Origin of the sequence: Microbacterium thalli (assembly GCF_028737325.1) — a bacterium.
GTDB lineage: Bacteria > Actinomycetota > Actinomycetes > Actinomycetales > Microbacteriaceae > Microbacterium > Microbacterium thalli.
The window spans coordinates 499,084-520,065 of record NZ_JAQZCH010000001.1; the positions used below are offsets into that span (position 1 = coordinate 499,084).

General features: G+C 71.4%; 20 protein-coding genes. 4 read left to right on the forward strand and 16 right to left on the reverse strand.

Annotation, left to right across the window (positions count from 1 at the left end):
* The first annotated feature begins 19 nt into the window (after window positions 1-19).
* Window positions 20-937, forward strand: coding sequence for a glycine betaine ABC transporter substrate-binding protein (locus PUW82_RS02610; RefSeq protein ID WP_274220783.1), 918 nt, complete (start codon window positions 20-22; stop codon window positions 935-937).
* Window positions 938-943: 6 nt separating this feature from the next.
* On the opposite strand, the gene PUW82_RS02615 is transcribed toward PUW82_RS02610, so the two are convergent.
* The 4 genes from PUW82_RS02615 to purL are packed head-to-tail and all read right to left on the reverse strand — an operon-like array spanning window position 944 to window position 5,130.
* Window positions 944-1,726, reverse strand: a complete 783-nt coding sequence (locus tag PUW82_RS02615; RefSeq protein ID WP_274220784.1) for a hypothetical protein — start codon at window positions 1,724-1,726, stop codon at window positions 944-946.
* Between the two features lie 31 nt (window positions 1,727-1,757).
* A complete protein-coding gene (locus tag PUW82_RS02620; protein ID WP_274220785.1) occupies window positions 1,758-2,603 on the reverse strand; it encodes an efflux RND transporter periplasmic adaptor subunit in 846 nt (281 codons plus the stop codon).
* 50 nt (window positions 2,604-2,653) lie between these two features.
* Entirely contained in the window at window positions 2,654-2,812 is a 159-nt protein-coding gene (locus PUW82_RS02625) for a hypothetical protein (RefSeq protein ID WP_162815495.1), read from the reverse strand.
* A complete protein-coding gene (gene purL, locus PUW82_RS02630; RefSeq protein WP_274220786.1) occupies window positions 2,809-5,130 on the reverse strand; it encodes a phosphoribosylformylglycinamidine synthase subunit PurL in 2,322 nt (773 codons plus the stop codon). The genes PUW82_RS02625 and purL overlap by 4 nt, the downstream gene beginning before the upstream one ends.
* 191 nt (window positions 5,131-5,321) lie before the next feature.
* Here purL and PUW82_RS02635 point away from each other — a divergent pair, with 191 nt between their 5' ends.
* From PUW82_RS02635 to PUW82_RS02645, 3 genes are read left to right on the forward strand one after another with little or no spacing between them, the layout of a single operon-like run.
* A complete protein-coding gene (locus PUW82_RS02635) occupies window positions 5,322-5,870 on the forward strand; it encodes a hypothetical protein (RefSeq protein ID WP_274220787.1) in 549 nt (182 codons plus the stop codon).
* A complete protein-coding gene (locus PUW82_RS02640) occupies window positions 5,870-6,013 on the forward strand; it encodes a hypothetical protein (RefSeq protein ID WP_274220788.1) in 144 nt (47 codons plus the stop codon). Before PUW82_RS02635 ends, PUW82_RS02640 begins: the two co-directional genes overlap by 1 nt.
* Entirely contained in the window at window positions 6,010-6,516 is a 507-nt protein-coding gene (locus PUW82_RS02645) for a hypothetical protein (RefSeq protein ID WP_274220789.1), read from the forward strand. The genes PUW82_RS02640 and PUW82_RS02645 overlap by 4 nt, the downstream gene beginning before the upstream one ends.
* Window positions 6,517-6,535: 19 nt before the next feature.
* Here the strand turns inward: PUW82_RS02645 and PUW82_RS02650 are convergent, their stop codons facing one another.
* The 12 genes from PUW82_RS02650 to kdpA form a co-directional block, all read right to left on the reverse strand.
* Entirely contained in the window at window positions 6,536-8,356 is a 1,821-nt protein-coding gene (locus PUW82_RS02650) for an alkaline phosphatase family protein (RefSeq protein WP_274220790.1), read from the reverse strand.
* A gap of 75 nt (window positions 8,357-8,431) precedes the next feature.
* Window positions 8,432-9,031 (reverse strand): DUF1349 domain-containing protein, encoded by a 600-nt coding sequence (locus PUW82_RS02655; RefSeq protein ID WP_274220791.1) that lies wholly within the window; start codon window positions 9,029-9,031, stop codon window positions 8,432-8,434.
* A 4-nt stretch (window positions 9,032-9,035) separates the two neighbouring features.
* The gene (locus tag PUW82_RS02660) at window positions 9,036-9,428 is read right to left on the reverse strand and encodes an ester cyclase (RefSeq protein WP_274220792.1); all 393 of its coding nucleotides are present in this window, start codon (window positions 9,426-9,428) and stop codon (window positions 9,036-9,038) included.
* 33 nt (window positions 9,429-9,461) lie between these two features.
* The gene (locus PUW82_RS02665) at window positions 9,462-10,826 is read right to left on the reverse strand and encodes an ABC transporter substrate-binding protein (RefSeq protein WP_274220793.1); all 1,365 of its coding nucleotides are present in this window, start codon (window positions 10,824-10,826) and stop codon (window positions 9,462-9,464) included.
* 37 nt (window positions 10,827-10,863) lie between these two features.
* The gene (locus PUW82_RS02670; protein ID WP_274220794.1) at window positions 10,864-11,817 is read right to left on the reverse strand and encodes a carbohydrate ABC transporter permease; all 954 of its coding nucleotides are present in this window, start codon (window positions 11,815-11,817) and stop codon (window positions 10,864-10,866) included.
* Window positions 11,817-12,776 (reverse strand): carbohydrate ABC transporter permease, encoded by a 960-nt coding sequence (locus PUW82_RS02675; protein WP_420792731.1) that lies wholly within the window; start codon window positions 12,774-12,776, stop codon window positions 11,817-11,819. The genes PUW82_RS02670 and PUW82_RS02675 overlap by 1 nt, the downstream gene beginning before the upstream one ends.
* A 56-nt stretch (window positions 12,777-12,832) precedes the next feature.
* The gene (locus PUW82_RS02680; RefSeq protein WP_274220795.1) at window positions 12,833-13,225 is read right to left on the reverse strand and encodes a hypothetical protein; all 393 of its coding nucleotides are present in this window, start codon (window positions 13,223-13,225) and stop codon (window positions 12,833-12,835) included.
* Window positions 13,226-13,292: 67 nt separating this feature from the next.
* Window positions 13,293-13,967: a response regulator gene (locus PUW82_RS02685; RefSeq protein WP_274220796.1), complete on the reverse strand. Its 675-nt coding sequence runs from the start codon at window positions 13,965-13,967 to the stop codon at window positions 13,293-13,295.
* Complete coding sequence (locus PUW82_RS02690) at window positions 13,964-16,477, reverse strand: ATP-binding protein (protein ID WP_274220797.1); 2,514 nt, start codon at window positions 16,475-16,477, stop codon at window positions 13,964-13,966. The genes PUW82_RS02685 and PUW82_RS02690 overlap by 4 nt, the downstream gene beginning before the upstream one ends.
* A 9-nt stretch (window positions 16,478-16,486) precedes the next feature.
* Window positions 16,487-17,110 carry a potassium-transporting ATPase subunit KdpC gene (kdpC, locus tag PUW82_RS02695; RefSeq protein ID WP_274220798.1) on the reverse strand — a complete coding sequence of 208 codons (624 nt, stop codon included), beginning with the start codon at window positions 17,108-17,110 and terminating at the stop codon, window positions 16,487-16,489.
* Between the two features lie 21 nt (window positions 17,111-17,131).
* The gene (gene kdpB, locus PUW82_RS02700; protein WP_274220799.1) at window positions 17,132-19,300 is read right to left on the reverse strand and encodes a potassium-transporting ATPase subunit KdpB; all 2,169 of its coding nucleotides are present in this window, start codon (window positions 19,298-19,300) and stop codon (window positions 17,132-17,134) included.
* Complete coding sequence (kdpA, locus tag PUW82_RS02705) at window positions 19,300-20,982, reverse strand: potassium-transporting ATPase subunit KdpA (RefSeq protein ID WP_274220800.1); 1,683 nt, start codon at window positions 20,980-20,982, stop codon at window positions 19,300-19,302. Before kdpA ends, kdpB begins: the two co-directional genes overlap by 1 nt.

Here is a 20,982-nt window from a genome sequence, read left to right on the forward strand (position 1 = left end):
GTCATACGGAAGGCACACCATGAACAAGCGACACCTCACCGGAATCGTGGCGCTCGGCGCCGCGGCATCCCTCGTCCTCACCGGCTGCGCGAGCGGCAACCAGGCCGACGGCGGCTCGCAGGAGGACGGCGGCGGCGACGGCGGCGGCACGATCACGCTCGGCTACCTGCCCTCGTGGACGGATGGCCTGAGCACGGCGTACCTGCTCGAGGACCAGCTCGAGAAGCTCGGCTACGACGTCGAGATGCAGGAGCTCACCGAGGCCGGCCCGCTCTACGCCGGTCTCGCGCAGGGCGACGTCGACATCTACCCGTCGGCGTGGCCCGAGCTCACGCACGCCACCTACATGGAGACCTACGGCGAGCAGATCGACGACCTGGGCGCGTACTACGACAACGCCAAGCTCACGATCGCCGTGCCCGAGTACGTCGACATCACCTCGATCGACGAGCTCGCCGCGAACGCCGACCGGTTCGACGGCAAGATCTACGGCATCGAGCCGGGCGCCGGTCTGACCTCGCAGACGCAGACCTCGATGATGCCGGAGTACGGCCTCGACGGCACGTACGAGCTCGTCACCTCGTCGACCGCGGCGATGCTCACCGAGCTCGACACCGCCATCGCCGCCGAGCGCGACATCGTCGTGACCTCGTGGCGGCCGTTCTGGGCCAATGAGCGCTACGGCCTGAAGGACCTCGAAGACCCGCGCGGCGCCATGGGCGAGGCCGAAGCGCTGCACTTCCTCGCCACCGCCGGCTTCGCCGACGAGCACCCCGAGGCCGCCGAGCTGATCGGTCAGATCGTCCTCGACGACGAGCAGTACGCCGCCCTCGAGGACATGGTCGTCAACCAGTACGGCGAGGGCAGGGAAGCCGAGGCGATCAAGGCTTGGCTGGCCGAGTACGGCACGCAGGTCGACGGTCTGCAGGTCGACTGACCGCGCTCAGGATGCCGCGGGCGGCGCTGTCGGCGGAAGCTGCAGCGCCGCCCGCTGCGCGAGGCGGTCCATCGCGGCATCCGACACCGCGATGAGTCCGTCGAGCTCTGCGCGCACCCGCTCGTAGGCTGTGCGCCGCTCGGCCGGGGTCGCGGCGTCGTCGACGGCGACATTGAGCAGCTGCTTCGCGGTGTCGAGGCGGCGGCGCTCGACCTCGCTGAACGAGTGGTCGCGCTGCCGACGGGCGTCGCGCTCGGCGAGGTCGAACGCGACCTCGGCATCGGTCACGGCGTCGCGGTAGGCGGCGAGGTCGCTCGCGGTGACCCGGGCGTCGGCGGACGGCGGACGCAGACCGTCGGCGATCTTCTTCGCCCGCAGGAATGCCGCGGTCAGCGGCTGCCGCCCGTCGCTCATGGCGGGGAAGGCGATGAGCTTGGCGACATCGAGCTCGTACTCGAGCCAGCGGTGCGTCAGGTCGTCGTGCGCGGCGAACAGCCGCTCGATTCGCGTGCGCACCGACGCATCCGCATCATCGGCGTCCGTGGCCGAGGGGGATGCCGAGCCGGACGCCGTTGAGCCGTCGCGTGCCGTGAGGTCGCCAACCGTCGGGCGGACGACGATGCCCTTCGCCTCGGCCTTCGCGCGGATGATCTCGAGTCGGCGCTCGTGACGGCGCTTCGCGGAGCGCTCGATGGCCTTCGCGACACCACCGGCGGCCGGACCCACGAAGAAGATCAGCCACCAGTACGCGGTCGCGAAGTCCCACAGGCCACCCCAGAACTCACCCACGCGCTCATGCTATCGGCGCGCGACGGTCGGATCAGCCCCGGTCGCCGCGCCGTTCATCGCGGCGTTCGTCGCGCCGGTCGCGGTCGCGGCGGACCCGGTTCCACATCTCGCTCGATCGCGCGATCGCGCGCTGCGCGTTGTCGAGCAGATCCTGCGCGACCTCAGCCCAATCGTTCGAGCGCTCGTCCGGCTCGGGGATCTCGCGGGGAGTGCCCCGGCGCGCGGCGCGCTCCGCGGCGTCGAAGGCGTGGGTCGCACGACGGACGGCTTCGCGGTACGCGCTGTAGTCGGCAGGAGCCATCCGCACGTCACGGGCGGACGGTCGCAACCACGAGGCCTGCTGATACTCGCGCAGGAACAGCTCGAGCGGGGGCCAGCGGGCGTCGGACATCATCGGGAAGCCGATCGCCTTGGCGGCATCCGTCTCGTAGTCGATCCACCGCGCCGTGAGCTCGTCGTGCTCGGCCATGAGCCGAGCGAGCGGCATCTGCTCGATCGCGCCGCGCGGCGTCGGCATCGTGGCGCGCGCCGCCTGCACGCCCGCGCGTCGGGCTTTCAGATCCGCGACGGCGGCCCGCGCCTGACGCTCGGCGAGCTGCAGCCGACGGCGCGCCTCGGGCACGGCTCCCGCCGTCGCGCGCGGCGTGGACTTCTCGGCCTGCGCGCGCAGCAGCTCGGCGCGCGCGACCTTGAGCTGCGCGCGCGACTGCGTGACCGCCTCTTGTGCTCGGCGCACATCCAGCAGTGCGGCGTCGAGCTCGAGCCGCCGCTGACCGGGGCGCACGCGGCGCAGGCCGGCCCACCCGAGGGCGCTCGCCCCGGCACCAGCCGGCGCGATCCACCACCACTCGGTCACGAGCACGAGGATCGGATCCACCCCCTCAGCCTACGCATCGCGCCGGCTCGCGTCTCGGGCCGGCGGGTGTATCAGCCGAACAGCAGGGCGAACACGGTCGAGCCGCCGCCGACGAGAATGAGCGAGACGATCGCGACCCACGCCGTCACGCGCATACGACGCGAACGCCCCCGGGCGAACCCGGCGTACTCGTCGTCCTCACCCGGTGGCGTCAGGTCGCGGCCGCTCATGCGGTCGGCACCTCGTCGACGATCGCGCCGAACGCGGCGGGCAGCGTCGCGCGCGACGTGGAGCGGATCTCGGCGACCGGCACCGAGAACAGGCCCTGCACGTCGAGCACCGACTCGACGCCCTCGGCTGCATCCGTCACACCGATCCGGAGTACGGGGTAGTCGCGTCCCTCGCAGAGGCCGCGGAACTTCACGTCCTCCTCGCGGGGCACCGAGACGATGACGCGGCCCGTCGACTCGCTGAACAGCGCGGTCGCGGCGTCGACCCCGTCGCGCTCGACGATCTCGCTCAGCCACACGCGGGCGCCGACGCCGAAGCGCGTCGTCGCCTCGGCGAGGGCCTGGCCCAGGCCGCCGGTCGACAGGTCGTGCGCGGCCGAGATGAGGCCCTCGCGCGACGCGGCCTGGATGAGGCCGGCGAGGCGCTTCTCGGCGGCGAGATCGACCTTCGGCGGGCGGCCGCCGAGGTGGCCGTGCACGGTGTCGGCCCAGGCCGAGCCGTCGAGCTCCTCGTCGGTGGTGCCGAGCAGGTAGATGTTCTCGCCGGCATCCTGCCAGCCCGACGGGATGCGGCGGGCGACGTCGTCGACGATGCCGAGCACACCCACCACGGGGGTGGGGAAGATCGGCTGGTCGCCGGTCTGGTTGTAGAACGAGACGTTGCCGCCCGTGACGGGGACGCCGAGTTCGAGGCACGCGTCCGACAGGCCGTCGACGGCCTGGCCGAACTGCCACATGACCTCGGGATTCTCGGGGCTGCCGAAGTTGAGGCAGTCGGTCACCGCGGTGGGCACGGCGCCGGTGACGGCGACGTTGCGGTACGCCTCGGCGAGGGCGAGCTGCGCGCCCGCGTACGGGTCGAGCTGGCAGTAGCGGCCGTTGCAGTCGGTCGCGATCGCGAAGCCCAGGCCCGACTCCTCGTCGACGCGGATCATGCCGGCGTCGTCGGGGAAGCTCAGCGCGGTGTTGCCGAGCACGTAGTAGTCGTACTGGTTCGTGATCCAGCTGGTGTCGGCGAGGTTCGGGCTCGCGACGAGCTGCAGGAACTGCTCGCGCAGCGTCTCGGCGTCGTTCGCGCGGGGAAGGGATGCCGCCGAGTCGGCCTGCAGCCCGTCGATCCACGTCGGGTACGCGACGGGGCGGTCGTAGACGGGTCCATCGACGGCGACGGTCGAGGGGTCGACGTCGACGATCTGCTCGCCGTGCCAGAAGATCTGCAGGCGGCCGTCACCGGTGACCTCACCGAGGACACTCGTCTCGACATCCCACTTGCCGACGACCGCGAGGAACGCGTCGAGCTTCTCAGGAGCCACGATCGCCATCATGCGCTCCTGGCTCTCGCTCATGAGGATCTCCTCGGGCGTGAGCGAGGGGTCGCGCAGCAGCACGTTCTCGAGGTCGACGCGCATGCCCGAGCCGCCGTTGGCGGCGAGCTCGCTCGTCGCACATGAGATGCCGGCGGCGCCGAGGTCCTGGATCGCTTCGACGAGCTCGCCCGCGTAGAGCTCGAGGCAGCACTCGATGAGCACCTTCTCGGCGAACGGGTCGCCGACCTGCACCGCGGGGCGCTTGGTGGGTCCGCCGTCGGCGAAGGTGTCGGAGGCGAGGATCGACGCGCCGCCGATGCCGTCGCCACCGGTGCGGGCGCCGAAGAGCACGACCTTGTTGCCGGCGCCGGTGGCGTTGGCGAGCTTGATGTCCTCGTGCCGCATGACGCCCACCGCGAGGGCGTTCACGAGCGGGTTGCCCTGGTACACCGAGTCGAAGACGGTCTCGCCGCCGATGTTCGGCAGGCCGAGGCAGTTGCCGTAGAACGAGATGCCGCTGACGACACCGTGCACGACGCGGGCGGTGTCGGGGTGGTCGATGGCGCCGAAGCGCAGCTGGTCCATGACCGCGACGGGGCGCGCGCCCATCGAGATGATGTCGCGGACGATGCCGCCGACGCCGGTCGCGGCACCCTGGAACGGCTCGATGTAGCTCGGGTGGTTATGCGACTCGACCTTGAAGGTCACCGCCCAGCCCTCGCCGACGTCGACGACGCCCGCGTTCTGACCCATGCCCACCATGAGGCGGGTCTTCATCTCGTCCGAGACCTTCTGGCCGAAGCGGCGCAGGTAGTTCTTGCTCGACTTGTAGGAGCAGTGCTCGCTCCACATCACCGAGTACATCGCCAGCTCGCCCGAGGTGGGGCGGCGGCCGAGGATCTCGCGGATCTTCGCGTACTCGTCGGGCTTGAGGCCCAGGGCGCCGTAGGGCTGATCACGCTCCGGAGTAGCGGTGGCGTTCTCGACGGTATCTGCGACAGGGGTGCTCACGCGGCTGGACTCCAGGACTCGGGATGCCGGACGCGATCAGTCTAGTTGGCGCCGCCCCGCCCCCCGCTCCCTTCCGCCCCGGCCGGTCGGGCAACCGCCGAGAGAGGCCGGCGTGAGGATCGGGGGCGGGGGTGCATGGGAAGCGTGAGGGGCTCTCGCCGGGCGGGACGGGCGGGCGTAGACCTGAGCGCATGACCTTGACCTCGATCCTCCCGACGCTTCGGCGCAGCATCCCCAGCCCGCTCTCGCGCGACGCCTGGCCCGCGCGCACCGTGCCGACGTGCGACGACATCGTCGTCGGCGGCATCTCCGTGACCCGGTACGTCGCGCTCTGCGGGCTGCCCGCCGTCATGACGGCGCCCGCGGTGATCCCCCTCTCGGGCGGGATGCCGTCGACGACGGCCTCGACGACGGTGCTGATCCTCGAGGTCAGCGTCGCGCGCCCCGCCGACGAGGTCCCCGCGCTCGTGCTGGCCGCCGCGCTCGACGATGCCGTGCACCCCGTGTGGAGTGAGGCCCGACTGCTGGCCCGCGTCTCGAGCGCGCCCGACCACCGTTTCGCGGTCTGCGGCGATGACGGCACGCGTCTTCCCGGCGTGGCGCTCGTGCTGCCGGCGGACGTGCGACCGGGCGACCTCGTCGCGGTGCCCTGCCCCGGCGCCGTCGGCGTCGGCGACATCCGTCCGCGCCCCGCCGCTGCGCCGGCCGATGCTCGCCCCGACGCCGAGCGGATCGCGTGATGGTGTTCGCGACGGTGCTGTGGGCGAGCCGCTGCGCCCGTTACGAGGCGATGATCGCGTCGGCGCAAGCCGCCGACGACGAGGCCCGCGCGACGGCCACCGATCCCGCTGCGCCGATGCCGGTACGGGGAGCCCGGTCGTGAGCGAGGCGATCACGAGCCGGTTCGACGCCGGGCTGCTGGTCGACGGCGACGCCGTCGCGCCCTGGCTCGACGCACGCGGCGGTCTCGACGGCTGTGCCCCGCGCACGCTCGTGCACGGCATGGACCTGCGCGGCCGTCGCACCCCGGCGGCGCTGCGATCCCTGGTCCGCCAGCGGATGACCGGGCTGCGCGTCACGCTGCTGGCGGGCTCGCGCATCCGGCGGGCGCTCGCGCTCGCGATCGTCGACGACGACGCCGTGCAGGACCGGGTGTGCCCCGGCTTCGCCGGCGCCGCCGAGTCGATGCACCGGCGCCTGGAGATGATGCGCGGCGGCCCGCTCGCCCTCGCGGTGATGGTCGTCCCCGCGTCGGCGCCCGGCGGTGCCGTGCGGCGGTGCATCGAGACGGGGGCGCCGCAGCTGCCCGACGGTGCCGCGGTCGTGACGTGGGACGAGGCCGACGGATGGGGCCTGCGCGCGGCGGTCGCGCTTCAGCTCGTCTGACCCGCTCGCCGCCGGCGGCTCAGGGCGACTCGGCGGGCGGGGTCGGGGTGCGCGACGGGGTGGGGGACGGGGCGGGCGTGTCGTAGGCGCCGAAGAGGCCGGTGCCGTGTTCGACGAGCGTGTCGTAGGCCTCGCCGTAGGTCGCCGGCAGGCGCGTGCCCGGAGCGAACCGCGCCGCGAGCAGACCGAGCAGTCCGCGCGCAGGCGGTGTCAACGGCCGTTTGTGGTGCTTCTCATCGGCGGACTTTCCCGCCCCCTTCTCGGGGTTCGGCGGGGCGTAGAGCGACTGCGGCTGCGGCCAGGCGTACGGCTGGCGCGGCGAATCGAGGTTCACGGCGTTGAAGATCGGGTTCGCAGTGTCGTCCCGCGCGGTGAGCGGCCGCAAGCCGTGCAACCGGCAGAGGGTGTTCGTTATCGACCCGTGGTGCATCTCGTCGTGGACGACGGTCCCGGCCGCCGTGTAGGCGCTGACGACGATCGCCGGCACGCGCAGACCCAGCCGGTCGAAGGTGAAGCCCATCTCGCCGGGCCCGCTCGCGTCGGGCGGCGTCGCGGCCGGCGGTGCCACGTGGTCGAACGTGCCGCCGTGCTCGTCGAAGGTGATGACGAGTGCCGTGTTCATCGCGTTCGACCCGGATGCCGTCGCACTCGTGCGGATCGCGTCGTACACGTCCTGCGCCAGCCGGTCGCCGGCGCGAACGTCCGAGTCCGCGCTGTTGGCGATGTGGATGCGACTGCCGTCCGGCAGCTCGAGCTCACCGTCGCGGGTGGCACCCCACGGCGGGTGCATGTCGTTGTGGTTGAACACCATGCGCGGCTCGATGAACGCGTAGTCGGGAAGGTTGCCGTCAGCGGCATCCTGGAAGAACTGGTCCATCACGCGGAAGTTCGTCTTCCAGTACCGCTCGAGCACCGGCGCGTGCAGCATCCCGGTGAGCGACACGAGCTGCGTCGCGTCGTAGTAGACGCGCCAGGTGAGGCCCGCTTCTTCGAGTCGGTTGAAGATCGTCGGCGCGGGCGGGGCGTCGATCCACTTGTCGTAGCCGCCCCCGGCCTGATTGACGACGAAGCCGTGCGAGGTCGACGCGTGGAAGAAGCTGCGGTTGCAGAACGTCTGCGACGGCACGCCCGCGAACCAGCGGTCGTAGACGGCGAACTCGCGCGCGAGGGTCGAGACCACCGGCAGCATCTCGGGCGAGAACCCGCCCATGACGGTCGCATACTCCTCGACGGCCGGCTCGCGCTTCTTCGCCGCGCGATAGTTCACGATGTAGTCCCGCACGAAGCCGTCGTTGCCCGGGCGGGCGCCCGCGGCCGGTGCGTTGTACGGCGGCTGCAGCCCGTTCCGGTCGATGTCGGCGTTCCCGGGCGGATCGATCGTGCCGAACAGCTGCGTGTTGACGTGCGGGTAGGTCTCACCGGGGTCGGGCTGCGGCTGCTGCATGATGTGGTCGGTGGCGCCGGTGTAGACGTGCGCGGGCACCACCGTGCCGTCGGGGGCGGCGTTGGCGTAGTCGCCCTGCAACACCCCGTCGAACTCGGCGGCGGACTTCTCGTCGGCGGAGTAGAGGTGGCCGAGCAGGTTGTCGAAGCTGCGGTTCTCGAACATGAGCACCACGACGTGATCGAAGCCCGGCACGCGACGAGCCGCGAGCGGGGCGAACTCGGGCGGATGCGCGGTGACCGCCGCGGTCACCGCTGCGCCGGCGGCCCCGCCCACCGCGATGCCGGCGGCGCCGAGGCCCGCGCGTCGCAGGAAGTCGCGCCGTGACGGCTTACGGCGGGCCCACGCGGCATCCGAGTCCTCGTCCGGAGCGCTCGACGGAGGCGACTCGGCCATACGGTGCCGCCTTCCGCGTCGATCGGTGTTGCTGGCGATCATAGGCCCGCGCCGACGCGTCTGGTCAGTCCCCGGTCAGTCCTCGGCGTGCAGTGCGGCGTCGGCGGCGGTGCGCCGCCACGACAGGAACCGCACCGTCAGCCCCGCCCGGGTCGGCGCGCAACAGAACGGACCGGCCGAGACGGATGCCGCCGGGTCGAGCGGCGCGACCCGCACCAAGCGCCAGTCCTCGTCGTCCACGCGCGCGCGAATGGTCACCGCGTCGCCCGAGCGGCTTGCCCGCACCGTCACGACGCGGCCGGTCCACCCGGGAACGGGCGAGAGGGACCAGTCCGACATCCCGCGGGTGACGACGGCGCCGAGGCTCTCCGCGCCGTCGCTGCGTTCGACGCCCGCCTTGATCCAGGTCTCGTCGTCGACGCGCAGGAAGACGCCGGCCTGGTCGAACTGCGCCGCGAGATCGAGCCGGAACGCGACCTCGACGGCGGTCTCGGGCGGCATCGGCGCCAGGAGCGCGTGCTCGTCGTCGTGCACGAATCCGTACGAGGTCACGCGCCAGGCGTCGCTGCCCTCGCGTGCGGTGACGAGCAGGTCGGCGCCGTCGGCTTCGACCCGCTCGGGCTCGTTCGTCCACGACCCGCTCGACCAGGCGATCTCTTCCGCGCGTTCCGTCATGTGCTCATGCTGTCAGCTGCGCGAGCAACTCCGCGCGATCGGTCGTCCCGGCGAACTCGACGATGCGCCCGTTCGCGACCCGGTAGAAGCCGAACTCCGCGATGTTGACGTGCCGGCGCGTGGGACGCACGCCGCGGAACGCCCCGGTGTGCGTCCCGCTCGTGCGCAGGTGGGCGGCGACGCGGTCGTCTTCGACGACGAGCTGGATGCGGCGCACCTGCCAGTCGGCGAAACCGTCGAGCAGCTCGACGACGTCGGCCATCCAGGCATCCGCGCCGCCCGGAAGGTGCGCTCGCCGCACGTCGGGGTCGATGAACGAGCGGATGGCGCCGAGGTCGTGGCGGTTGCAGGCGTCGATGTACTCGCCGAACCACTCCCGCAACTCCCACGGCTCCATCCGCCCATTATCGGCGGCGTGGCGCGGCTGGGCTCAGCGCGCGGCCGTCGTGTTCTCGTAAGCCCGCATCGCCGCGTCCTGCGCGTCGGCGAGGGCCTCCTCGGCTGTCTTGTCGCCGAGCAGGGCCGCAGTGACGGCGTTGTTCAGCTCGTTCTGGATGTCCTGACCGGCCGGCGATGAGCCGAACGACGTGCCGTACTCGACGACGTCGTAGTACGTCGCGACGACCTGGTCGAAGCCGGCGTTGCCGGACGGGGTGACCCACTTCTCGCGGATCTCCTGGTCGGGCTGGGGAGAGCCGGTGAACAGCCCGGTGTTGATGCCGCCCTCGGCCGTACGGGTCGCGGCGCGGGCCTCGCCCGCCGCGTTCCACGCCTCGCCGCTGGTGAGCTCGGACACCCAAGCGCAGGCTGCCGCCGGGTTCTTCGCGTTCATCGGGATGACGAAGGCCTGACCGCCCGAGACCGAGAACGGCTCGCCCTCGCTGTCGCGGAAGGGCACCGCCTCGATGTCGATCTGGTCCATGTAGGGAGAGAGCACGTTGGGATACCACTGGGCGTTGACCTGAGCGCCGACCTGGTTCGAGACGAACTGGTTCGCGTCGCCGAACGTGTCGAACGCGTCGGTGAAGCTCTTCACCTGGGCGAAGCCGCCCTGGGCGTCGTTGATCCGCTGCAGCAGCTCCATGCCCGCGAGGTTGCTCGGGTCATCGAGCGTCGGCACGCCCTCGTCGTCGGTCAGCTGACCGCCCGAGCCGAGGATCCACAGGGCGGACTGCCCCGTCGAGACCGGGTCGAGCCCCAGGCGGGTGGGGACGCCGCCCGACTCCTGGTACATCTTCTCGATCGCTGCGACGAGGACGTCGGGCTTCGAGGTGTCGATCTCATCGGCGGTCACGCCCGCCTCGTTCATCACGGTCTTGTTCAGGATGATCGCCGGCGGCTGGTAGAACTGCGGCGCGCCCCAGACCTGGTCGTCGAACTCGACGTCCTCGACGACGGACTCGTACCAGCGCTCGTCCGGGTCGACCCCCTGCGCCTCGAAACAGTCGTCCAGCGGCATGATCAGGTTCTGCGCCGCGTACTGGGTGACGTACCGGCGGTCCATCTGGACGACGTCGGGCACGTCTCCGCTCGCGATGCGGGTGGTGAACTTCTGCGAGTCGAACGCCGTCGCGTCCAGCTCGACCTCGACGTCGGACAGCTGCTGCTCGGCGTAGTCGAGGCGGGCGGTGCCGACGTCGTCGGCGTTCTCGAAGCCCCACGCCGCGAGCGTGCCGCTGGGGGTCGCGCCGAAGTCGACGTCGGCGGCGGGATCGGCGTCGCCGCCGCTGCATCCCGAAAGGACGACGGCCGATGCCGCGGCCACCGCGGCGGCCGCGATCAGTCGATTGCGCATGTGTTCCTCCTGTCGTCGTCCGCGCGGTCCGCGCGGGTCATCCCTTGCGTCCCTGCGTCGCCACACCTTCGATGAAGTAGCGCTGGCCGAACGCGAAGAGGATGAGCATGGGCAGCGTGACGAGCAGCGAGGCCACCATCACGTACTGGTAGTCGCCCTGGCCGCCGGCTGTGGGGCTGTACTTCGTCATCGCGTAGGCGATGCCGAGGGGCGCGGTGAACTCGTCGACCGTGCCGGCGTTGAGGTAGATCAGCGCCGCCTGCAGGTTGTTCCAGCTGGCCTGGAACTCGAACAGGAACACGATGACAAACGAGGGCACCGACAGTGGCATCGCGATGCGCCAGAACAGCCCCCAGGCGCTCGCCCCGTCGATGCGCGCCGCCTCGAACAGCTCGCGGGGCAGGCCCAGGAAGAACTGCCGCTGCAAGAAGATGTAGAACGCCGAGCCGAAGAGGTTGGCCCCCCACAGCGGCACCCACGTGCCGAGCAGACCGGTCTCTTTCCAGATCAGGTAGACGGGGATCATCGTCACCGCCCCGGGCAGCATCATCGTGGCCAGCACCAGCCCGAACAGCAGCTTGCGTCCCGGGAACGAGAAGTAGGCGAAGCCGAAGGCGACGATGGAGCTCGAGATCGACACCGCCGTCGCCGCCAGCAGGGCGATCGCGACGCTGTTGAACATCCAGCTCAGCAGCGGCAGCTGGTTCCAGACCTCGACGTAGTTCTCGGGGACGAACGTCTGCGGGATGAGGCGGTTGTCGAACACCTCGCCGCGGGGCTTGAAGCTCGCCGCGAGCAGCCACGCGAACGGGTACAGGAACAGCAGCGCGAACCCGGTCGAGATGGCGGCGAGGGTGACGCGACCGGCGACGGTCTTCGGTGTGCCGATGCGTCGTCGCCGTTGAGGGGCGGGCTGGGTCTCGGGCAGGACCGTCGCCGCAAGTTCGGGCGTCGGACGTCCCACGCCGGGGGTCTGTTGCGAGATGGCCATCAGCGGTCCCCCTCGTAGTAGACGAAGCGGTTCCCGAACTTCACCTGGATGACGGTGACGGCCATGATGATGACGAACAGCAGCCACGCCATCGCGGCGGCGAACCCGAAGTTGAACTGGCGGAACGCTTGCTGGAAGAGGTAGATCGCGTAGAACAGCGACGCTTCGGGCGATGAGTTGCTCTGATCGCGCCAGAACAGCAGGTACGCCTGGTCGAAGACCTGGAACGCGGCGATCGAGAGCACGATGACGTTGAAGAACATGGCGCCCGAGATCATCGGCAGCGTGATGGAGAAGAACTTCCGGATCGGGCCCGCGCCGTCGAGCGAGGCGACCTCGTACAGCTCGACGGGCACGTTCTTGAGCGCGGCGAGGAAGATCACCATCGTGCCGCTCACGGTCCACAGCGCCATGATGACGATGCTGGGCTTCACCCAGTCGGGGTCGACGAGCCATTGCGGCCCCGGGATGCCGATGGCGGCGAGGCCCTGGTTGATCGCGCCGGAGTTGCCGTTGAGCAGCAGGAAGAACACGGCCGCCGTCGCCACGGCGGGCGTCATCTTCGGCAGGTAGTACAGCGTGCGGAAGACGCCGGCGCCCCGGCCCATCCGGTTCAGCAGCAGCGCGAGCACGAGGGCGAAGGCGATCTCGAGCGGCACGGCCATGACCGCGTAGAACAGCGTGTTGGCCAGCGAGACGCCCACCCGCGGGTCTTCGAAGAGGCGGGCGTAGTTGTCGAACCCGATCGGCCGCGCCGAGTTCGTCGCGAGGTTGTAGCTGCTGAACGAGATGTACAGGCTGTAGACCATCGCCCCGACGGTGAACACCAGGAAGCCGATGATCCACGGCGTCAGGAAGAGGTAGCCCGCGAGAGCCTCGCGCTTGTTGTACTTCTGTCGCGCCCGGCGCTGGGGCGAAGCGCGGACTGCCGTCGGCCGCGCAGGGGTCGTGCTGGCTATGTCGTCCTCCGGATGCCTCGAGACGGGCGAATCGCTCGCGCGATCCTTCTCGGAAGCTAGGACGGGGTGGCGGCGCTTCCTAGAGCCTTGACACCGGTGCGACTCTCGGGCATGTGCTCGGCGAGGAAGGCGACCGACTTCGTCTGCAGGAACGCGCACAGCGCCGAGAGCATCGCCAGCTCGGTCGACAGCTCGAGCGCGCGGCCCGCGGCGAGGGTGACGTCCAGCTCGCGGGCCTCGAAGGTCACCGCCCAGTGCGTCGAGCCGATGGGCTCGGGCTGCAGATAGGTCACGGTTCCGGCGTTGATGAGGTCGAGGCCGATGAGGCCGGTGTCGTGGCCGTCGCTGCCGTCCTGCGGCATGACCCGCAGCCGGTCGCTGAGGGGGTAGCCGAGCTCGGCGAACTCGACCAGCCAGGCCTCCAGGGTTTCCTTCGTCCGAAACGGCATGCGCTCCTCCAGATGGCCGCGGCGAGGCGCCCTCGCGTGATGACCAGCGATCATTATGGCGCGGCCGTCACGACGCGACGAGCCGATATCCCATTCCCGCTTCCGTGAGCAGGTGCTCGGGGTGCGCCGGGTCGGCCTCGAGTTTCTTGCGCAGCTGCGAGACGTACAGGCGCAGGTAGCCGGTGTCGTTGACCTGCTCGGTGCCCCACAGCTCCTTGAGCAGGTCGTGCCGCGTCACGAGGGCGCCGGGGCTGCGCGCGAGGAAGTCCAGCATCCGCCACTCGGTGGGGGTCAGATGCACGCGCTCGCCGGCGCGCGTGACGGTTTTCGCGGCCCGGTCGATCTCGACGTCGCCGAGCCGGACGAGGGGCACGGATGCCGCACCGCCGGTGCGCCGGGTCAGCGCGCGCAATCGCGCGAGCAGCTCGTCGATCTGGAAGGGCTTCGTGACGTAGTCGTCGGCCCCGGCGTCGAGGGCGGTCACCTTGTCGGCCGACCCGGTGCGGCCCGACACGACGATGATCGGGACGTCGCTCCACCCGCGGACGGCCTCGATGACGGCGACGCCGTCGAGGCGCGGCATCCCGAGGTCGAGGACGATCACGTCGGGGTGCTCGGAGGCGGCCGAGGCGATCGCGGCGGCGCCGTCGGCGGCCGTGACGACGTCGTAGCCGTGGGCACCGAGCGTGATGCGCAGGGCGCGGACGAGCTGGGGGTCGTCGTCGGCCAGGAGGATCTTCACGCGTCGATCCTCTCCCCTCGGCGGGCCGGCGGCGCCGCGGTCGGCAGCTCGACGACCATCGTGAGTCCGCCACCGGGCGTCTGTTCGGGGGTCAGCGTGCCCTGCATGCCCTCGGTGAACCCCTTCGACAGGGCCAGTCCGAGCCCGAGGCCCGTCGTGTTGTCGGCGTCGCCGAGACGTTGGAACGGCGCGAAGACATCGGCGTGACGCTCGACCGGGATGCCGGGGCCGTGGTCGATGACGCGGATCTGCGCGCGTCCGCCGAGGGCGCTCGTCGCGATGCGCACAGCACCGCCGGCAGGGGCGTGCCGGTGCGCGTTGGCGAGCACGTTGACGACGACGCGCTGGAGCAGCACGGGGTCGGCGACGATCGGGGGCAGGTCTTCGTCGAGCGCGAGTTCGACGTCGCCGGGACCGAGCGCCAGCTCGTCGACGGCGGCGAGGACGACGTCGGCGGCATCCACCGGGCGCAGCGCGACGGCGAGGGCGCCGGCCTCGATGCGGCTGACGTCGAGCAGATCGGTCACGAGCGTCGTCAGCGCGTCGAGGCTCTCGCCGGCGGTGTCGAGCAGCTCCGCCCGGTCGGCCTCGCTCAGGGCCGGGCCGGCGGCGCGCAGCCCGCCCAGCGCCGCGACGGCCGCGGCCAGCGGGCGGCGCAGGTCGTGGCTGGCGGCCGAGAGCAGCGCGCTGCGCACGCGGTCGGTCTCGGCCAGCACCGTCGCCGTGCGCGCCGACTGCTGCAGATCGACCTGTTCGAGCGACGCCGCGAGCTGCGCCACGACGACGTCGAGCAGGCGGCGCTCCGACCCGCCCAGCTCGCCGCCGTGCAGCTCGAGCACGGCCCGGTCCGACACGGGCACGCGCAGGTGCCGGTCGTCGCGCACCGGCTCGCCGTCGGCGGCGAGCACGGCTCCGTCGGTCGCGACGAGTCGGGCTCCCGACATCCCGAAGGCTTCGCGCGCCCGCGACACGAGCGCCGGGATCGACCCGTCGCCGCGCAGCACGCTGCCGGCCACGGCGGCGAGGAGCTCGGCCTCGGCGGTCGCGCGGCGGGCGGCCCGGGTGCCCTTCGCCGCCTGATCGACGATGACGCTGACGAGCAGCGCGATCACGACGTACAGTACGAGCGCCCACGCGTGCAGGGGGTCCGAGATCGTGACGGTGAACAGCGGCGCGACGAAGAAGAAGTCGAGGGTCACGCCCGACATCACGGCCGCGAAGACCGCGGGCCACAGTCCGCCCACGAGCGCGACGACGACGACGAGCAGCTGATATGCCAGCACGTCGCTCGTGATCGATTCGGGGCTGCGCAGCGCGACCAGCAGCCAGGTCAGCAGCGGCCCGCCGGTCAGGGCCACGACGAAACCCAGGACGCGGCGACGTACGCTCAACGCCCCGCCGGCGATGCGCGGCAGGGCGAAGCGTCCGCCCGCGGCGGCGTGGGTGACGACGTGCACGTCGATGTCGCCGGACTCGCGGATGACCGTCGCGCCGATCCCGGGACCGGTGAGGGCGGCGGCCAGGCGGCCACGACGGCTGACGCCGACGACGAGCTGCGACGCGTTGACCGAGCGCGCGAACTCGACGAGCGCGGCCGGGATGTCGTCGCCGACCACCTGGTGGTAGGTGCCCCCGAGCGACTCGACGAGAGCGCGCTGATCGGCCAGAGCCGCGGGATCGGCCGTCCGCAGCCCGTCCTGCCCCGAGACGTGGACGGCCAACAGCTCGCCGCCCGCCGACCGATCGACGATGCGTGCCCCGCGGCGGATCAACGTCTCGCCCTCGGGACCGCCGGTGAGGGCGACCACGACGCGCTCGCGCGCCTGCCACGTGCCCCGGATGCCGTGCTCGGCGCGGTAGTCCTTGAGGGCGCTGTCGACCTCGTCGGCCAGCCACAGCAGCGCGAGTTCGCGCAGCGCCGTGAGGTTGCCGAGGCGGAAGTAATTCGACAGCGCGGCGTCGATGCGCTCGGCGGGGTACACGAGGCCGGCGGCGAGCCGGTCGCGCAGCGACGGCGGCGCGAGGTCGACCAGCTCGATCGGATCGGCCGAGCGCACGACGGCATCCGGCACCGTCTCGCGCTGCGCGATACCCGTGATCTGCTCGACGACGTCTCCGAGCGACTCGATGTGCTGCACATTGACGGTCGTGATGACGTCGATGCCCGCGTCGCGCAGCTCTTCGACGTCCTGCCAGCGCTTGTCGTTTCGCGACCCGCCGACGTTGGTGTGGGCGAGCTCGTCGACGAGGGCGACCCGCGGCGCCCGCGCGAGCACCGCCTCGAGGTCCATCTCGTCGAGCGCGACCCCCCGATGCTCGATGCGGCGCCGCGGGATCAGGGGGAGACCCACGGTCAACGCCGCGGTGGCGGCGCGCCCGTGGGTCTCGACCACGGCGATGACGACGTCGACGCCGGCATCCTGCAGCCGGCGGCCCTCTTCGAGCATCTCGTAGGTCTTGCCGACGCCCGGGGCCGCGCCCAGCAGCACCCGGAGCTTCCCGCGCTTCACGGGATCACCCTAGTTCCCGCCCGCGTCCGGAGCGACGCCATCGAGAGCGAGGTTCAGCTCGACGACGTTCACCCGCGGCTCGCCGAGGAACCCCAGGTCTCGTCCCGCCGTGTGCGCGGCGACGAGCTCGCGCACCTCGGCCTCCGGCAGGCCGCGCTCGGCGGCGACGCGAGCCACCTGCAGTTCGGCGTAGGCGGGCGAGATGTGCGGGTCGAGGCCCGAGCCCGACGCGGTCACGGCATCGGCCGGCACCGCGTCGACCGCGACACCCTCGAGCGCGGCGACGGCTTCGCGCCGCTCCGCGACCGCGGCGACGAGGTCGGCGTTGTTCGGGCCCAGGTTCGAGCCGCTCGAGGCTGCCGCGTCGTAGCCGTCGCCGGCGGCCGAGGGACGGGACTGGAAGTACTGCGGCAGGGCCGCGCCGTCGGCATCCGTGAAGGACTGCCCGATGAGCGCCGAGCCGACGACCTCGCCGTCGGCGTCGCGCAGCAGCGAGCCGTTCGCCTGCGCGGGCATTGCGAGCCCGACCGCGGTGATGACGAGCGTGTAGCCGAGCCCGAGGACGAGGGTGAAGACGAGCATCGCGCGGACGGCGACCCCGGTCGTGCGGACGGCGGTGCGTGCGGTGGACATGACGTGACTCCAGACGCGGGCTCAGAAGCCCGGGATGACGCTGACGACGAGGTCGATCAGCTTGATGCCGAGGAACGGGGCGACGACGCCGCCCACCCCGTACACGACGAGGTTGCGGCTGAGGATCGACGACGCGCTCGCCGCCCGGTACTTCACGCCCCGCAGGGCGAGGGGGATGAGCACGACGATGACGATCGCGTTGAAGACGATCGCGCTCGTGACGGCCGAGGCCGGCGACGACAGCTGCATGATGTTCAGGGCCGCGAGGCCCGGGAACACGCCCATGAACATCGCCGGGATGATCGCGAAGTACTTGGCGATGTCGTTGGCGAGCGAGAACGTCGTCAGCGCGCCGCGGGTGATGAGCAGCTGCTTGCCGATGCGCACGATGTCGATGAGCTTGGTCGGGTCGGAGTCGAGGTCGACCATGTTGCCGGCCTCCTTCGCGGCCGACGTGCCGGTGTTCATCGCGACGCCGACATCGGCCTGGGCCAGCGCCGGGGCGTCGTTCGTGCCGTCGCCGGTCATCGCGACGAGGTGTCCGCCCTCCTGCTCCTTGCGGATCAGCGCGAGCTTGTCTTCGGGGGTCGCCTCGGCGAGGTAGTCGTCGACGCCCGCCTCCTTCGCGATGGCCGCGGCGGTCAGCGGGTTGTCGCCCGTGATCATGACGGTGCGGATGCCCATCGAGCGCAGCTCCGCGAAGCGCTCGCGCAGCCCGTCCTTGACGACATCCTTCAGGTGGATGACGCCGAGCAGCCGGCCCGTCCCGTCCGCGTCGAGCGTCGCGACGGCGAGGGGCGTCCCACCCGACTGCGCGATCTCGTCGGCGATGCGCGACAGCTCGGCGCGCGGGTCACCGGCCGCGGACGGCCCCGACGTCTCGAGCCACGCGAGCACCGACCCCGCGGCGCCCTTGCGCACCTGCGTGCCGTCCGGCAGGTCGACGCCGCTCATGCGGGTCTGTGCCGTGAACGCCACGGCGACGGCGTCGCGCGGCAGCTCCGCGACGATGTGCTGCGTCGCGGCGAGTTCGACCACCGAGGTGCCCTCGGGCGTCGGGTCGGACAGGGACGACAGGGATGCCGCGCGCGCAAGCTCCGCGCCCTCGACACCGGGCATCGCGACGAACTCCGAGGCGCGGCGGTTGCCGTAGGTGATGGTGCCGGTCTTGTCGAGCAGGAGCGTCGTGACGTCTCCCGCTGCCTCGACGGCGCGGCCCGACATCGCCAGGACGTTGCGCTGCACGAGGCGGTCCATGCCCGCGATGCCGATCGCCGAGAGCAGGGCCCCGATCGTCGTGGGGATGAGGCAGACGAGCAAGGCGACCAGCACCGGGATGCTCACGGGCGACGCGGCGTACGAGGCGATCGGGTTCATCGCGAGCACGACGACGACGAACACGATCGACAGGCTCGCCAGCAGGATGTTCAGCGCGATCTCGTTGGGCGTTCGCTGCCGGGCGGCGCCCTCGACGAGGGCGATCATCCGGTCGACGAACGTCTCGCCGGGCTTCGAGGTGATCTTCACGACGATGCGGTCCGACAGCACGCGGGTGCCGCCCGTGACGGCGCTGCGGTCGCCGCCGGACTCGCGAACGACGGGAGCCGACTCGCCCGTGATGGCCGACTCGTCGACCGTCGCGATGCCGTGCACGATGTCGCCGTCGCCGGGGATCAGCTCGCCCGTCTCGACCACGACGACGTCGCCCAGGCGAAGATCCGCCGACGGGACGTCCTGCGTCGCGGTCGTTCGCGCTGCGGCATCCTGTCGCTCGTCGTACGCGGTCACCCGGCGGGCGGTCGTCGTCGTGCGGGTCTGGCGCAGCGTCGCCGCCTGCGCCTTGCCGCGTCCCTCGGCGACCGATTCGGCCACGTTCGCGAAGAACACCGTCAGCCAGAGCCAGACGGCGATGCCCCACGTGAAGCCGGTCGGCACAGCCGTGCCGCCCGAGGCTTCGGGGCCGCCGAGGAACGGCTCCGCGATCGCGATCGCGGTGGTCAGCGCGGCGCCGACCCAGACGAGGAACATGACGGGGTTGCGCCACTGCGCGGCCGGGTTCAGCTTGCGCGCGGCACCGGGAAGCGCCGCGACGAGCTGCTCGGCGCTGAAGGCCCGCCGGTTGCGGGGCGCACCCGAGGCCGGCGACGGTTCCGTCGACGCGGGGCGGGAATCGGTCAGGGAGACAGACATCAGGAGAGTCCTTCGGCGAGAGGTCCGAGGGTGAGGACCGGGAAGTAGGTGAGCGCGGTGATGATGACGACCACGCCGGCGAGCAGGCCCGCGAACTGCGGGCGGTGCGTCGGCAGGGTGCCGGCGCTCGAGGGCACCTTGTCCTGCGCGGCGAGGGACCCGGCCAGGGCGAGCACGAGCACGATCGGGATGAAGCGGCCGAGCAGCATCGCGACACCCAGGGCCGTGTTGAACCACGGGGTGTTGGCGGTGATGCCCGCGAAGGCCGAGCCGTTGTTGTTGGCCGCCGAGGTGAACGCGTAGAGCACTTCGCTCAGGCCGTGGACGCCGGGGTTCCAGATCGAGGTGCCCTCGACGTCCTCGCGGACGGCGGGGATCGCGAAGCTCAGCGCCGTGCCCGCGAGCACGAGCGTCGGGGTCACGAGGATGTACAGGCTCGCGAGCTTGATCTCGCGCGGGCCGATCTTCTTGCCGAGGTACTCGGGCGTCCGGCCGATGAGCAGGCCGCCGACGAACACCGCGATGACCGCGAGCACCAGCATCCCGTACAGGCCCGAGCCGACGCCGCCCGGGGCGATCTCGCCGAGCATCATGTTGAGCATCGGCAGCATGCCGCCCAGCGGCGTGTAGCTGTCGAGCATCGAGTTCACCGCGCCCGTCGAGGTGAGGGTGGAGGTCGCGTTGAACAGCGCCGACGCGGCGATGCCGAAGCGCGCTTCCTTGCCCTCCATCGCCGCACCGGCGAGCTGCGTGGCCGTGCCGCCGCCGGCGACCTCGGCCCACGTGCCGAGCGCCAGCGACGCGACGAACAGTCCCGCCATGACCGCGACGATCGCGTAGCCCTGTCGGTCGTCGCCGACGATGCGGCCGAACGCCCGCGGCATGGCGAACGGGATGACCAGCATCAGGAAGACCTCGAAGAGGTTCGTCCACGGCGTGGGGTTCTCGAACGGGTGCGCCGAGTTCGCGTTGAAGAACCCGCCGCCGTTCGTGCCGAGCAGCTTGATGGCCTCCTGGCTCGCCACCGGGCCGCCGGGGATCGACTGCGTCGCGCCGGCGACGGTCTGCACGTCGGCGAACCCGGCGACGTTCTGGACGACGCCGCCCGCGAGCAGCACGACGGCCGCGATGACCGCCATCGGCAGCAGGATGCGGGTGAGCCCGCGGACGAGGTCGACCCAGAAGTTGCCGATGGTGCCCGAGCGGCGGTACGCGAAACCGCGCACCAGGGCGATCGCGACGGCCATGCCGACGGCGGCCGAGACGAAATTCTGCACGGCGAGGCCGGCGAACTGCACCGTGTAGCCGAGCGTGACGTCAGGCGAGTACGACTGCCAGTTCGTGTTGGCCACGAACGAGATGGCGGTGTTGAACGAGAGGTGCTCGCTCGGCGCGGGCAGCCCGAGGCTGAACGGCAGCAGCGGCTGGACGCGCTGCAGCGCGTAGACGAGCACGACGCCCACGAGCGAGAACAGCAGCACGCCGCGGGCGTACGCCTGCCAGGTCTGCTCGGCCCGCGGGTCGACCCCGATCAGGCGGTAGGTGCCGCGCTCGAGGGCGAGGTCGCGCGGCGACGTGTAGACGCGGGCGATGTAGTCGCCGAGCGGGCGGTACAGCAGGACGAGGATGAGGGCGAGGGTCGCGATCTGAAGCGATGCGAACCCGATCTGCGCGGCATCCAC